The sequence below is a fragment of the Pseudomonas sp. WMBT8 genome (assembly GCF_050916005.1).
Lineage (GTDB): Bacteria > Pseudomonadota > Gammaproteobacteria > Pseudomonadales > Pseudomonadaceae > Aquipseudomonas.
Genome location: NZ_CP188096.1, coordinates 3,041,710 through 3,054,838, shown reverse-complemented (window position 1 = coordinate 3,054,838; position 13,129 = coordinate 3,041,710). Strand labels below are relative to the sequence as shown.

Sequence of the window (13,129 nt, the reverse complement as noted above, 5' to 3'; positions counted from 1 at the left end):
TCATTCCTCGGTCAACGCCGAGCCGGCACGGTCGAGCAGCGGCTTGAACAGGTAGTTGAGCAGCGAGCGCTCGCCGGTGCGCACAAACATCTCGGCGGGCATGCCGGGCTTGATCACCAAACCCTGGAGTTTTTCCAGGGCGACATCGCTGACCGTGGTGCGCAGCACGTAATACGGCGCACCGGTTTTTTCGTCGAGCAACTGGTCGGCGGAGATCAGGCTCACCTCCCCTGGCACCCGGGGTGTACGGCTCTGGTTGAAGGCGGTGAACAGGATATCGACCGGCAGATGGCTGCCGACCTTGTCCACCAGGTTCACCGGCAGGCGCCCTTCCACTTCCAGGCGCGTGTCCTGGGGCACGATTTCCAGCAGGGTCTCCCCGGCCCGCACCACCGCACCGATGGTATGCACGCCGAGGTTGACCGCAATGCCATCGGCCGGCGCGTTGATTTCACTGTGTTGCAGGTCAAAGCCAGCAGAGGTCAGTTGCTGCTCCAGGGTCAGGCTGCGCAGTTGCGCGTCGGCCAACTGGCTGCGGACCTCCTTCTGGTACTCCTCGCTGTGCTGTTGCAACTTGAGGCGCGATTCGAGGATGCCCTGCTCCAGGCGCCCGCTTTCGCCGCTGTTCTGCGCCAGGTCCTGCTGCACCTGGGACAGTTGGCGCTGGTACTCCAGCAGGCGGTTGCGCGGGATATAGCCGTTGTCGGCCAGGGGTTGCAAGTTGGCCAGTTGATCACGCAGAGATTGCGCCTGGGCGCTGAGGTCGGTGCGGGCGCGGCGCATGCCGTTGAGCTGGGCGCTGGCGCCTTCGATACTGGCGCGGATCCCGGATTGCTCGCGGGCAAAGGCGTCGCGCCGGCTGCTGAACAGCTGGCGCTGGCCTTCGAGCACCAACGCCAGCGCAGGATCGGGGGCGCTACTGAGTTCAGCCGGAAAGGCCACCGCCGGCAAGCTGTCGCGCTCGCTCTGCCAACGGGCGACGCTGGCCCAGGCCATGCGGTATTGGGCTTGCAGGGAATGTACGTCGGCCTGGCTTTGGGTCGGGTCGAGGCGAAACAACGGCTGGCCCTGTTTGACCACCTCGCCTTCGCGCACCAGGATCCGGCTGACCACGCCGGGGCTCAGGGTTTGCACGGCCTTGCGCTTGCCGGACACCACCACCGTGCCCTGCACCGGGATCCCCTGGTCCAGCGGCGCGAGGCTGGCCCAGAGGAAGAATCCGCCGGCGCCAACCACCGTCATCACCCAGCCCAGGCGGGAGAAAAAGCGCGCATCGCGCTCGGGAAAGGTCTGCTCGAGTGGCAGGCTGTTATCGGTATTCATTGGCCTGGATTCCTTGCCGCAGGATATTGACGGTTCAAGCTGACGCCGGCCTTTTCACGGGGTGGCTCCGCTTGCCCGGACAGCGCCCGCAGCACCTCCTGGCTGGGGCCAAACGCTTGCAGGCGGCCTTCATTGAGTACCAACAGCTTGTCGGCCTGGGCCAGGGCCGAGGAGCGGTGGGTCACCAGGATCACGCTGCTGCCCTGGGCTTTCATCTGCATGATGGCGCTGGCCAGGGCGGCCTCGCCCACGGTGTCGAGGTTGGAGTTGGGTTCATCGAGCACGATCAGGCGCGGCCCGCCATATAGCGCGCGGGCCAGGGCCACCCGTTGTTTCTGCCCGCCGGACAAGCCGCTGCCGTCGTCGCCCAACACCGTGTCGTAGCCCTGGGGCAAACGCAGGATCAGGTCATGCACCCCGGCTTGCTGCGCGGCTTGCACCACCCACTCGGGGTCAGCCTGGCGAAAGCGCGCGATGTTGTCGGCGATGCTGCCGCTGAACAGCTCGATGTCCTGGGGCAGGTAGCCGACATGGGGCCCGAGGTCGTCGCGGTCCCAGCGATGGATATCGGCGCCGTCCAGGCGCACCGTGCCCGCCAGGGTCGGCCACACGCCCACCAGTACTCGCGCCAACGTCGACTTGCCGGACCCGGAGGCCCCCAACACCCCCAGCACTTCACCGGCCGCAAGGTTGAAGCTGACCTGATGCAAAGTCGCCACCCGCCGCCCCGGCGGCCCGGCACTGACCTGCTCGAAACTCACCTGGCCCTTGGGCGCCGGCAACGCCATGGCCTGAGCCCCGGGCGGGAACTCCTGCAACAGCTCATCGAGGCGTTGATAGGCCAGCTTGGCCGAACTCCATTGCTTCCACACCGCAATCAACTGGTCGATCGGGCTCAACACCCGGCCCATCAGGATAGTGCCGGCAATCATCATCCCGGCGGTCATCTGGCCCTTGATCACCAGCAAGGCGCCCAAGCCCAGCACGAGGGATTGCAGGAGCAGGCGCAGGGATTTGCTCAGGGAGCTGATCACCGAGCCGGTATCGCTGGCCTGGTTCTGCAAGCCGAGAAACCGCGAATGCACCTGGAACCAGCGACTGCGCAGCGCCCCCAGCATGCCCATGGCCTGGATGGTCTCGGCGTTGTGCAAGTGGCTGGTGGCCAATTGGGTGGACTGCTGCGAGTAGCCGCTGGCTTCGCGCAAGGGTTTTTTGGTCAGGTATTCGTTCAGGCATGCCAGGGCGATCAACAGCACGGCGCCGGCCGTGGCCAACACCCCCAGCCACACGTTGAACAAAAAGATCACCAGCAAATAGATCGGGAACCACGGCGCATCGAAGAACGCAAACAACGCCGGCCCGGTGAGGAACTGGCGGATATGGGTCAAATCCCCGAGCGATTGCCCAGCATGGCCTTCGCCCCGTTGCAGGTTGCGCTCGAAGGCGGCCTTGTATACCTGCAGGTTGAAGCGGCGCTCCAACTGGCTGCCGATGCGGATCACGATAAAGCTGCGCACCACTTCCAGGGTGCCGATAAAAGCAAAGAAACCTACGACCATCAGGGTCAACATCACCAAGGTGGTTTCGTTCTGCGATGACAGGACCCGGTCATACACTTGCAGCATGTAAATGGACGGCACCAGCATCAACAGATTGATCAGCGCGGTGAAGCAACCGACGCTGATCAGGATACTTTTATAATCGCCGAGGGCTTTAAACAGTGGTGCAGTGGGAGTGGTCTTCGCCATGTTGCCTGATCTTCCCTGGGCTGAAATACGCGCGATAGTCTGCCGGGCGCCCCAATGGATGGGGCGGGCAACTATTTCAATAGTGTTTAATGCGCTGGAAGTGACAGGTGGATATAGGTCACGACCAACAAACAGCTCTATACCTGGTAGTTATAAGCATATAACCGTAATAGTTAATTATTGTGTGCGTTGCAGTAACAGCTCTAATCCCGAAGCAGAACGCGCGGTATATTCGCCTTCTTTCTGCCGATTCAAATGAGTAATACCGGTGCCCTCGGCATTCATTAGCCAGATGCCATCCGGGGTGGGCAGCCACGTCAGGGGTTTTTGACCCAGCCACTGTTGCGCGCACTCAATATCACCCGCCAGGCTATTGGGCTGGGCGATCAGATCCAGCTCGCACACCTGCTCCTGCTGGTGTAGTTGCCAGTGCCCAGCCAGTTGCGCGGTGCTGGGTAAAACAAGACTGCTTGCCATTGCGTTGGCTCCTGCCGACACGAGCAATGCCGGGATCACCCAGGCGATTGCATTGCGAAAAATAGTCATCACCATTACCCGTTTACGGGACTGTTGCAAGGAAAGAGCGGCGCCGGGGCGCCGCCCTTCGTTACGCCTTGATCAAGCCACGATGTCGCTATAGGCCGCCTGGCCCACGGTGGTGACGAGGAAATCCGCCACCCCGTGCCCAGAGAAGTCCACCGCCAACGTGCCCAGGTTGGTACCCGAGGCGTAGGTCAGCACGGCATCGCCGGCAGCGCCGGTAAAGGCGTTGACGAAATGCAGGCCGCTGCCCTTGGTGATGCCGGTCAGGTCGATCTTGTCCGAACCTGAGGTGAAGTCGAGGATCTGGTCCGCCGCACCTGGCCGGGAGTCAGAGCTGGCACCGAACACAAAGGTGTCCGAACCCGCACCGCCCCACAGTTTGTCGGCACCGCCACCGCCGTAGATCAGGTCATTGCCGGCACCACCCTTGAGGGTGTTGGCCACTGCGTTGCCGATCAGCAGGTCGTTGCCCGAGCCACCGAAGGCGTTTTCCACGGTCACGCCCTGGGCGATCGACACGTTACCCACCAGGCCGCCCACGTCGGAGAACGAAGTCTCGTTGAGGTTGATTTTCTGGTTCTGGGTAAAGCCGGAGAAGTCCAGGGTGTCGTTGCCACCGCCGTCCCACACCGAGAACACCAGCTTGTCGGCATTGGACGTGGCGCTGAGGTGATCACGCCCGGTGTTGGAGTTGAAACCGTAGGTGGTGTCACCGGCACGGGTGTTGAAGTTGGCGCCGTAGAGCTTCTGGATCGCCGCGATATCGTCGATCAGCGGGCCGGACGCATAAGCCTCGACCCCGCCTTTGGTGAAGTTCTGGTTGGTGTTGTTTTCACCCCAGTAGCTCATGACGCTGTAGCCACGGGTGTCCTGGCCGTAGTCCGCGTCCTTGTAGGACGGGTTGCCGGTCCCGGCGTTGTAGTCGCCAGGGTGATCCAGGCCCAGGGTATGGCCGATCTCGTGGGTCAGGGTCTGGCGCCCGTAGTTGTTCAGGCCAGGGTTGATGTTGGCGGTGTAGCTGTTGTTGATCAGGTACCACGAGGTGCCATCCGTGCCGCTCGTGTGGTACTTCTCATTGGTGCCGGGCAGGTAGGCAAAGGCCGCTGCGCCGTCCTGGCCTGCGCTGTAGTTGCCGAAGGTCATGTGGAAGTCGCCGCCCGAGGCTTTCTCGGTGAAGGTGACATTGGCCACATCGGCCCAGGATTGCATGGCCAGTACGGCCTGGCCTTTTTGCAGGTTGCTGAACTGGCTGAACCCGGAGATACCATGCTTGTTCATGGTCGCCGAGGAAGCCTGGGTCAGGAAGGTGTAGGTCAGATCGATCCTGCCGTTGCCGTCAACGTCCCGGTATGCCGCGTTTTCGCGCAGCAAATGGTCGGCTGCCTGGTCGACAGAGAACGAAGGTTTGCCATTGACCGTGAGGTTGCCGCCACGGTCATACAAATGGCTAAAGCTATCGATTTGTGAATAGGCACTACTTGCTTGAGCTGCCGAGACAATAGCTTTGTCTTTTACTTTCGACATAAACGTACTTCCTTGTTTGCAAGTGGAACAGTTTTTGTCCGATATGACGCTCTCGGGCGAGATCGTCCTATCACTCGCCTCTTATGAAGGCGAAAGAAAACTGACACAATTCGAAATCACACGTCCAGTGATTTTTTTGTTGGAAAAGTTCATGGACGGAATAACGGCTGCAAACATTGGGAATTAAGTGTTTATATTCTTTGTTTTGGGGCGAGTGACAGAGAATCGGCTATTTAAATATTAAATAGTGCTAAATAATTAAATGCCAGACGGGTCACACTTATTGCGTAATGGATCCAATATATTGATTGGGCGGCACTTTAAAAGTGCCACCGTGTCATTCGCAAATATTAAATAGCCACTGTTTTATTATTGACAGCCAGCGCCGGCAAGCCGGCACCTACAAGGTGATAGCGGCCTCAGGCTTACCCATGCCAGCCCGTCTGGCGCAGCGCCTCCAGCAGCGTCTGCCCATCCAGCCCCGGCACCAGCACGCCATCGGCGGTGGTCATGTCTTCCCCGGCGAGGATCGCGTTGATGATCGCCTCTTCCACCGCCTCGGCCGCGGCGCTGAACAAGGGCGAAATATGATCGTTATTGACCATGCTCAAGGTTGTGCTCAGGGGCAAGTCCTTGCGCCCGTAATCTGCCGGCGGCAGGTGGTGATTGCCGGTGGCGAAGGCCAGGAACAGATCGCCACTGGAGTCCTCGGTGCCGCCGCCGGTGCGGGCAATGCCGATGGATGCGCGTTGCGCCAGGCGCTGGCACTGGTGCGGCAGCAACGGTGCATCGGTGGCGATAATCACCACGATCGAGCCCATGCCCGGGGTGCCCCGGTCGGCAAACGGCGAGGCAATGTCCATCAGGTGGCGCCCCACCGGATAGCCATCCACCCGCAGCTCCTGGCGCTTGCCGTGGTTGGCCTGCACCAGCACGCCAACGGTCCAGCCGCCCTGCTCCACCGCCAGCTTGCGCGAGGCGCTGCCGATGCCGCCCTTGAACTCATGGCAGATCATCCCGGTGCCGCCGCCCACGGCGCCCTCTTGCACCGGGCCGGACTCCGCGCTCGCCATGGCTTGCAGCACATGTTCGGGGCCGATGTGCTGGCCCCAGATATCGTTGAGCAGGCCGTCGTAGGTTTCCATCACCACTGGCATGCACCAGTACACCGCCGGGTCCGCCAGGCTGTCGCGCTCCAGGGCAATCAGGGTGTCGCGCACAATGCCGATACTGTGGGTGTTGGTGATCGCCAGGGGCGTCGTCAGCAGCCCGGCTTCGCCGATCCACTCAAGGCCCGTGGCGTCGCCGTTGCCATTGAGCACGTGGTACCCGGCAAAACACGGTTGTAGCCGCGCCGCACCGGCCCGCGGCTGGATCAATGTGACCCCGGTGCGCACCTGCTTGCCGTCGATCTGCTCCTTGAGCGTGCTGTGGCCGACCCGAACCCCGGGGACGTCGGTAATCGCATTCAATTCGCCGGGCGTGCCCAACCCCAACGTAATGCCCAATTGACGTGCGCGCATAACCACTCCTTACAGTTTCTGAAACGCCGGACTCGACCGGCCGCTGATGCAATAGAGGATCACCGACATTGCCAACAGGCCGATGATAATCATGATGTCGCGCATGGAGGCCGCGATAAACAAGGTAAACAACAGATAACCCGCGCCCGCCACGGCCAGCAACGCCGGCACCGGCCACAGGGGCATGCGGTACGGGTGCTCGCGGTCGCGCAACAGCACCCGGCTCATCAGCGCGCTCAGGGCCACGATCAGGTAAACCAGCATGATCAACAACACACTGAAGGACGTCAGGTCTGCCAGGTTGGAGCTGAAGCTGAGCAGTGCCGAAGGTATCGCCAGGAACAGCGTGGCCAGCCATGGCGAATCCCAACGCGGGTGGATGCGGGTGAACAATTTGTTGATGGTCGGCGTCCACAGCGCATCGCGGCCACTGCTGAACACCACCCGGCCGATCTGGATCACGATGGCGACGATGGCGTTGAACACCGAGAGGAAGATCCCGGCGCTGACCAGGCGTGACAGGGTTTCATTGCCATGACTGGTCAGCAGGTAGCCGATCGGGTCCGGGCTGCTGATCATCTCACTCAGGGAGGGCGCGCCGATCAACAGCGCGGTGATCGGCACCAACTCGATCACCACCACCAGGCCCAGGGACCACAGGACCGCCTTGTGCACGCCCTTGCCGCCGCATTTCATGTCTTCGGCCAGCAGCACCGCCGGGCCGTAGCCGTTGAACGAGAACAGGCCGATGCCCACCGCGCCGATCACCAGCGCCCAGGGCGCCAGGTGCAGCACGCCGTTTTCGACGATCTGCGGTTGGAACAGCACACTGGCCGGCTGCACCGGGTTGCCGAAGCCAATAAATACGATCACCAGCAACGCCGCCACTTCCAGCAGCAGGCAGGTGCCGGTGATCCAGGCGTTGAGCTTAATGTTGAGAATGCCCAGGGCGTAACTGCACACCACAATCACCAGGGCCACGGTTTGTGAATCGAATGTCGTGCCCAGGGCGTTGTTGAGGTAGGTCGCCGCGCCGGTGGCCAGCACCGGCGGGATAAACAACAGCATCACCAGTACTGTCAGGAAGGTCGCGTAGCCGGCCATGCCGCCGAACACGCGCTTGGCATATACATACTCGCCACCGGCACTGTTATGGGCGCGCCCAAGCTCCGCGTAGCAAAAGGCGAACATCAGCGCCAGCAGCCCAGCCATCACAAACGCCAGGAACACCCCGCTGCCGGCTTGCTGGATCGCAAACGGTGCAATCACAAATACGGAACTGGCCGGAGTTACCGCCGAAACGGTAATGGCCACCACATCGAACACACTCAAGGTAGGTTTCAGCACGCCATCGGGTGCGGGGGTTGCGCTCATGTCGTTATCCTCATGGTTATTCTTTTTATTGGAAAGCTGGTTGAGGCAGAAACGAAAAAGGGAAAGCGGGTGCGGGATATGTTTCCCGCTGAATGCCAGGGAATCTAGGCGCTGTGCCGGCGCCCGCCAATTCCCCTATTGGAGTACTCCCCTTGACGGGCTCGTGCAAAAGCCGAACCCTTGGCCGATCTTTCAGCCATCGGAACCCATCACATGAGCCTGTTCAGGGAAATCGGCATGCATGCGGGCCTGGGTCGCACCGTGTCGCAAATTGGCACCGAGCGTTTCTGGAAGCAACTGGTGTTGCTGCTGCACCAGAACCTGGCCTTCGATAACGCCCTGGCGATCTTCTACCCGATGGATGGGCCGCCCCAGGCGCTGGAGGAATACGACGCGCAGCCCACCAGCAAGCCGGCGTCGATGCTGGTGTACCTCAATGGCTTGTACTTGCTCGACCCGTTCTTCCAGGCCTGCCGCGAAGGTTACGCCAGTGGCGTGTATCGCCTCGAAGAGGTGGCGCCGGACCATTTCCGCCAGAGTGAGTACTTCCTCAATTACTTTCACGACAACGTGCTGGAGGATGAGGTGCAATTCATCCTGCAACTGCCCGGAGTGGGCACCTTGTCGTTGTCGTTGGGGATGCAGCGCGTGTTTACCGCCACGGAAACCGGGCTACTGACGCTGCTGGCGGCGTGGGTGCTGCCCTTGATGCAGCAACATTGGCAGCAGAGCACCCAGCGCGCACCGGCCGGCGCGGCCATGGCCAGCCAGATCCGCGATGCGTTGAGCCATTTTGGCAGTGGGGTGTTGTCCGAGCGCGAACTGGAAATCGCCCGCCTGGTATTGCGCGGGTTCTCGTCCAAGGCCATGGCCGAACGCCTGAGCATCTCGCCGGACACGGTCAAGGTGCATCGCCGGCACCTCTACGCCAAGCTGGATATCTCGTCGCAGCCGGAGCTGTTTTCGTTGTTTATCCAGTCGTTGGGGCATGACCTGGATAACCCATAGGGAGGCCATGTATCGACTGGTCCACCGCTATCGCAGCGATGCGGCGACCCGACAAGCCAGCTCCCACAGTTGGTGTGTGATGTGTGCAAAGTCCTGTGCCCAACCGAGATCCCCTGTAGGAGCGGGCTTGCCCGCGATGGCGGTAGATCATGTAAGGATGTGTTGACTGGCCTACCGCCATCGCTGGCAAGCCAGCTCCTACAGTTGGTGTGTGGTGTGCAAAGTCCTGTGCCCAACCGAGATCTCGTGTAGGAGCGGGCTTGCCCGCGATGGCGGTAGATCAGTCACAGGTATCTAGCGCCCGGTACGGATGGTGTTCCAGATCCGCGTACGAATGCGGTCGATCTTCATCGGCATGGCTTCAAGGGCGAATAGCTTGCCCATCATTTCCTCGCTCGGGTACACCTTGGTGTCGCTCTTGATCACCGGGTCTACCAGGCTGTCGGCGGCGCTGTTGCCGTTGGCGTAGTGCACGAAGTTGGTGATGTCGGCCATCACGTCCGGGCGCAGCAGGTAGTTCATGAAGGCATAACCGGCCTTTTCATCCGGGGCGTCGGCGGGCATGGCGACCATGTCGAACCAGATCGCAGCGCCTTCCTTGGGAATGTTGTAGCCAATCTTCACGCCATTCTTGGCTTCCTTGGCGCGGCTTTCGGCCTGCAGCACGTCACCCGAGAAGCCAACCGCCACGCAGATGTCGCCGTTGGCCAGGTCGCCGGTGTATTTCGAGGAGTGGAAGTAGGCAATGTACGGCCGCACCTTGATCAGCAGCGCCTCGGCTTTTTTATAGTCCTCGGGGTTCTTGCTGTGATGAGGCAAGCCCAGGTAGTTCAGGGCGATCGGCAGCAGTTCCGGGCCGTTGTCGAGGATCGCCACCCCGCATTTGCTGAGTTTTTCCATGTATTGGGGCTTGAAGATCAAGTCCCAGGAGTCGACCGGCGCATCCTCGCCCAACACTGCCTTGACCTTGTCGATGTTGTAGCCGATGCCGGTGCTGCCCCACAGGTACGGGAAGCCATGCTCATTGCCCGGGTCGTTGGTTTGCAGGGCCTTGAGCAGCACCGGGTTGAGGTTTTTCCAGTTCGGCAACTGGCTCTTGTCGAGCTTTTTCAGGGCCCCGCCCTGGATCTGCCGGGCCATGAAGTGGTTGGACGGGAACACCACGTCATAGCCCGAGTTGCCGGTCATCAACTTGCCGTCCAGGGTCTCGTTGCTGTCGTACACGTCATAGCTGAAACCGATCCCGGTTTCCTTCTGGAAGTTCTTGGTGGTGTCCGGCGCGATGTAGCTCGACCAGTTGTAGATTTTCACCGTTTCGGCGGCCTGGGTCAGGGAGGCCACTAACATCAAGGGCAACAGGGCAATGGGTCTCATGGTTCGATTTCCTGGCGGTTATAGGGCTGTTTTTATGGCAGGCGATCAAGGATCAAAAGATTAGAGGATCAATACATAGGTCTTGCGCACGGTCTCCTGGATATCCCAGATCCCCGTGCTGTTGGCCGGCAACATCAGTGCATCGCCGGCTTCGATATGCAGGGTTTCGCCGTCATCGGGGGTGAACGTGCAGCGGCCCTGGATAAAGTGGCAAAACTCCTGCGCCACGATCTGGCGCCGCCAGCGGCCCGGGGTGCATTCCCAGATGCCGGTTTCGACGCCGTCGTTGCGTTCTACGCTGAGGGTGGAGGCCACGGCGACCGGGGTGCCCAGGGGCACGGCGACCGGACTGGAGTCCGGCAGGTGGCGGTTTAGTGTGTCTTTGAACTGGGTAATGCTCATGGTCATACCTGTGGTGAATGAAGCGACTTAGTGCATGAAACCTTCCATGAAGCCGGCCATCCCGCTGGCCAGCTTGCGCCGCCAGGGCGCGGTGTTCGGGTCGGCGAGGGTCTGGTCCTCATGGACAAAGCTGCGGATGATCGCGTTGTAGCCCAGCCAGCGGCATGGCTCCGGCTCCCAGCCCTTGAGCGCCGTCAGGCCGCCATCACGCAGCACCCACGGCTGCCGGACCAGCGGCGTGTCACGCCCCAGGATCAGGTCGGCCAGGGTCCGCCCGCCCAGGTTGCTGGCGCCCACGCCCTCCCCGCCATACCCGCCGGACAAGGCGATGCCGCTCTGCTGGTCGCACAGCATGTGCGGCCGAAAGCGCCGCGACATACCGAGGTTGCCGCCCCAGGAGTGGGTCACGCGCACGTGCTTGAGTTGCGGAAACAGCTCGCAGAACAGGTAGCGACGCAGTTCCACTTCGCTGTCGGTGAGGTCGAAGTTGTGGCGCAGCTTGCCGGCAAACTGATAGCCGCCACGGGCACCGAATACCAAGCGGTTATCGGCGGTGCGCTGGCCGTAAGTGACCTGGCGGCTGCTTTCACCAAAGGCCTGGCCCTGGTTCAGGCCGATTTCTTCCCAGGTACTGGCCGGCAGCGGTTCGGTCGCCACGATCAGGCTCTGCACCGGCAGTTGATAGCGCCCCAGGGGCTTGAGCGTCGGCGCATAGCCTTCTACCGCCGGCACCACCCACGAGGCCCGGACCTGGGCTTTGTCGGTGCGCAGGCTGCCGGACTGCCAATGGGTGACCGGGCTGTTCTCGTAGATCGCCACGCCCATGGCCTCGACCACCCGCGCCAACCCGCGCACCAGCTTGGCTGGGTGGATCGTCGCCACGTGGGGCGTGTAGACCGCGCCATAGGCCGAGGCAATGCGGATCTGCCCGGCCAGTTGCTCGGGGCTGAGCCAGCGGTAGTCATCGTCGGTCAGGCCTTGGCCATGGAGCTTGGCCAGGTATTCGCGCAGGCTGGCTTCCTGCTCGGGGTAACGGGCGGCGCAGTGCAGGGCCCCGCCCTTGCGGTAGTCGCAGTCGATGCCTTCGCGCTGCAACACCTGCCCGACTTCATCGGGGATGCCGTGCAGCAGATCAAACGAGGCCCGGCGCTGCTCGGCAGGCAACCCCGCCAGCAAGCGGTCTTCGCCCAGGAGGTTGCCCATCAGCCAACCGCCGTTGCGCCCGGAGGCCCCGAAGCCCGCGATCTGTGCCTCGACGATCACCACCTTGAGCTGCGGTGCATGGCGCTTGAGGTAATAAGCGGTCCACAACCCGGTGTAGCCGGCGCCAATAATGGCCACATCGACATCCAGGTCCTGCCCGAGGGACGCACGCGCCTCCAGCGGCTCTTGCAGCTGGTCCATCCATAAACTGATCTTGCGCCATGCCGGCATACTGAAACTCCACCACCAAACGTCGATGGCGTGATCCTAGTGCCTGGCTTCAGTCGTCGTCTTGCGCGCGTGCACGCAGGGAAATTTGTTTGACGTAGGCCTTGGGCGACAGGCCCGTGTGCTGGCGGAAACAGCTGTAGAACGCCGACAACGAGTTGAAACCGGCGGCAAATGCCAGTTCATCGATGCGGATCGGCGGCGTGGCGCCATCCAGTGCCGCCAGCAAATGTTGCAGGCGGGCCTGGTTGACGTAGCGGTAGAAGCTCTGCCCCAGCACCTGGTTGAGCAGGTAGGAAATCTGGTTGCGGCTGTAGCCACATTCCTTGGCCACCCGTTGCAGGTCCAGTTCGGGGTCGAGATAGGGTTGCTGGCGCTGGAAGTACTGCTGCAAATCGTTGGCCAGGTAGCTCAGTTGCTGGGGCGACAGGCCCAGGCGGCTGACGGTCGGCCGTGTGGCCTGGGACTGGGAACGGCTGGTGGCGGGCTCGTGCACCAGGGACGCGTATTCGTTGACGCGCCAGATCAGCCCGTCACGCACGGTAATCGCCTCACTGGTGCGAAACGACACCAGGCCCTGGCCACCGCGCAAGGTCACGCGATACTGGATAAATGCGGTATCGCCGTCGGTGCGGATGCGATCGGTGTGCTCAATCGCCTCGTCGGGGTCGCGCGGCATGCTGGCTTGCAGGTACTCACGCAACTGGTCGAAGCACACTACGCGGTTCTGGAAGAAGTCGTGGTACTGGATATCCGGGTGATAGTGCGCCATTACCCCGTCCAGGTCGCGGTGCTTCCAGCACAAGTGATGGCGCAATACCACGTCGGCAGTCGCTTGGGTCTGTTGCGGGCAATCGGCCGGGACGGTCTGTGGCATAC

General features: G+C 61.8%; 11 protein-coding genes. 1 reads left to right on the top strand and 10 read right to left on the bottom strand.

What is annotated here, in order from left to right; translation table 11 throughout:
* From ACO77H_RS14250 to ACO77H_RS14225, 6 genes are all read right to left on the bottom strand, one after another.
* On the bottom strand, window positions 1-1,323 hold the full coding sequence (locus tag ACO77H_RS14250) for an HlyD family type I secretion periplasmic adaptor subunit (protein WP_169951575.1): 1,323 nt from the start codon (window positions 1,321-1,323) through the stop codon (window positions 1-3).
* Window positions 1,320-3,071: a type I secretion system permease/ATPase gene (locus ACO77H_RS14245; protein ID WP_432754132.1), complete on the bottom strand. Its 1,752-nt coding sequence runs from the start codon at window positions 3,069-3,071 to the stop codon at window positions 1,320-1,322. The genes ACO77H_RS14250 and ACO77H_RS14245 overlap by 4 nt, the downstream gene beginning before the upstream one ends.
* A 177-nt stretch (window positions 3,072-3,248) precedes the next feature.
* A complete protein-coding gene (locus ACO77H_RS14240) occupies window positions 3,249-3,617 on the bottom strand; it encodes an AprI/Inh family metalloprotease inhibitor (RefSeq protein WP_407073405.1) in 369 nt (122 codons plus the stop codon).
* Between the two features lie 72 nt (window positions 3,618-3,689).
* Window positions 3,690-5,138: a serralysin family metalloprotease gene (locus ACO77H_RS14235; protein WP_169951568.1), complete on the bottom strand. Its 1,449-nt coding sequence runs from the start codon at window positions 5,136-5,138 to the stop codon at window positions 3,690-3,692.
* Window positions 5,139-5,563: 425 nt separating this feature from the next.
* Window positions 5,564-6,661: a P1 family peptidase gene (locus tag ACO77H_RS14230; RefSeq protein ID WP_169951566.1), complete on the bottom strand. Its 1,098-nt coding sequence runs from the start codon at window positions 6,659-6,661 to the stop codon at window positions 5,564-5,566.
* A 9-nt stretch (window positions 6,662-6,670) separates the two neighbouring features.
* A complete protein-coding gene (locus ACO77H_RS14225; RefSeq protein WP_170041433.1) occupies window positions 6,671-8,035 on the bottom strand; it encodes an APC family permease in 1,365 nt (454 codons plus the stop codon).
* A gap of 213 nt (window positions 8,036-8,248) precedes the next feature.
* On the opposite strand from ACO77H_RS14225, the gene ACO77H_RS14220 reads away from it, so the two are divergent.
* Complete coding sequence (locus tag ACO77H_RS14220) at window positions 8,249-9,043, top strand: helix-turn-helix transcriptional regulator (protein WP_169951562.1); 795 nt, start codon at window positions 8,249-8,251, stop codon at window positions 9,041-9,043.
* A 294-nt stretch (window positions 9,044-9,337) separates the two neighbouring features.
* Here the strand turns inward: ACO77H_RS14220 and ACO77H_RS14215 are convergent, their stop codons facing one another.
* The 4 genes from ACO77H_RS14215 to ACO77H_RS14200 are packed head-to-tail and all read right to left on the bottom strand — an operon-like array spanning window position 9,338 to window position 13,127.
* Window positions 9,338-10,417: a polyamine ABC transporter substrate-binding protein gene (locus tag ACO77H_RS14215; protein WP_169951560.1), complete on the bottom strand. Its 1,080-nt coding sequence runs from the start codon at window positions 10,415-10,417 to the stop codon at window positions 9,338-9,340.
* Between the two features lie 60 nt (window positions 10,418-10,477).
* Window positions 10,478-10,819, bottom strand: coding sequence for a cupin domain-containing protein (locus ACO77H_RS14210; RefSeq protein ID WP_169951558.1), 342 nt, complete (start codon window positions 10,817-10,819; stop codon window positions 10,478-10,480).
* 27 nt (window positions 10,820-10,846) lie between these two features.
* Window positions 10,847-12,253 (bottom strand): NAD(P)/FAD-dependent oxidoreductase, encoded by a 1,407-nt coding sequence (locus tag ACO77H_RS14205; protein ID WP_432755725.1) that lies wholly within the window; start codon window positions 12,251-12,253, stop codon window positions 10,847-10,849.
* Window positions 12,254-12,302: 49 nt separating this feature from the next.
* Window positions 12,303-13,127, bottom strand: a complete 825-nt coding sequence (locus tag ACO77H_RS14200) for a helix-turn-helix domain-containing protein (RefSeq protein ID WP_169951553.1) — start codon at window positions 13,125-13,127, stop codon at window positions 12,303-12,305.
* Window positions 13,128-13,129 lie beyond the last annotated feature (2 nt).

Bases quoted from the DNA above. Each gene is read 5' to 3' on its own strand.
- ACO77H_RS14250 (WP_169951575.1), bottom strand. From the start codon at position 1,323: ATGAATACCGATAACAGCCTGCCACTCGAGCAGACCTTTCCCGAGCGC.
- ACO77H_RS14245 (WP_432754132.1), bottom strand. From the start codon at position 3,071: ATGGCGAAGACCACTCCCACTGCACCACTGTTTAAAGCCCTCGGCGAT.
- ACO77H_RS14240 (WP_407073405.1), bottom strand. From the start codon at position 3,617: ATGACTATTTTTCGCAATGCAATCGCCTGGGTGATCCCGGCATTGCTC.
- ACO77H_RS14235 (WP_169951568.1), bottom strand. From the start codon at position 5,138: ATGTCGAAAGTAAAAGACAAAGCTATTGTCTCGGCAGCTCAAGCAAGT.
- ACO77H_RS14230 (WP_169951566.1), bottom strand. From the start codon at position 6,661: ATGCGCGCACGTCAATTGGGCATTACGTTGGGGTTGGGCACGCCCGGC.
- ACO77H_RS14225 (WP_170041433.1), bottom strand. From the start codon at position 8,035: ATGAGCGCAACCCCCGCACCCGATGGCGTGCTGAAACCTACCTTGAGT.
- ACO77H_RS14220 (WP_169951562.1), top strand. From the start codon at position 8,249: ATGAGCCTGTTCAGGGAAATCGGCATGCATGCGGGCCTGGGTCGCACC.
- ACO77H_RS14215 (WP_169951560.1), bottom strand. From the start codon at position 10,417: ATGAGACCCATTGCCCTGTTGCCCTTGATGTTAGTGGCCTCCCTGACC.
- ACO77H_RS14210 (WP_169951558.1), bottom strand. From the start codon at position 10,819: ATGAGCATTACCCAGTTCAAAGACACACTAAACCGCCACCTGCCGGAC.
- ACO77H_RS14205 (WP_432755725.1), bottom strand. From the start codon at position 12,253: ATGCCGGCATGGCGCAAGATCAGTTTATGGATGGACCAGCTGCAAGAG.
- ACO77H_RS14200 (WP_169951553.1), bottom strand. From the start codon at position 13,127: ATGCCACAGACCGTCCCGGCCGATTGCCCGCAACAGACCCAAGCGACT.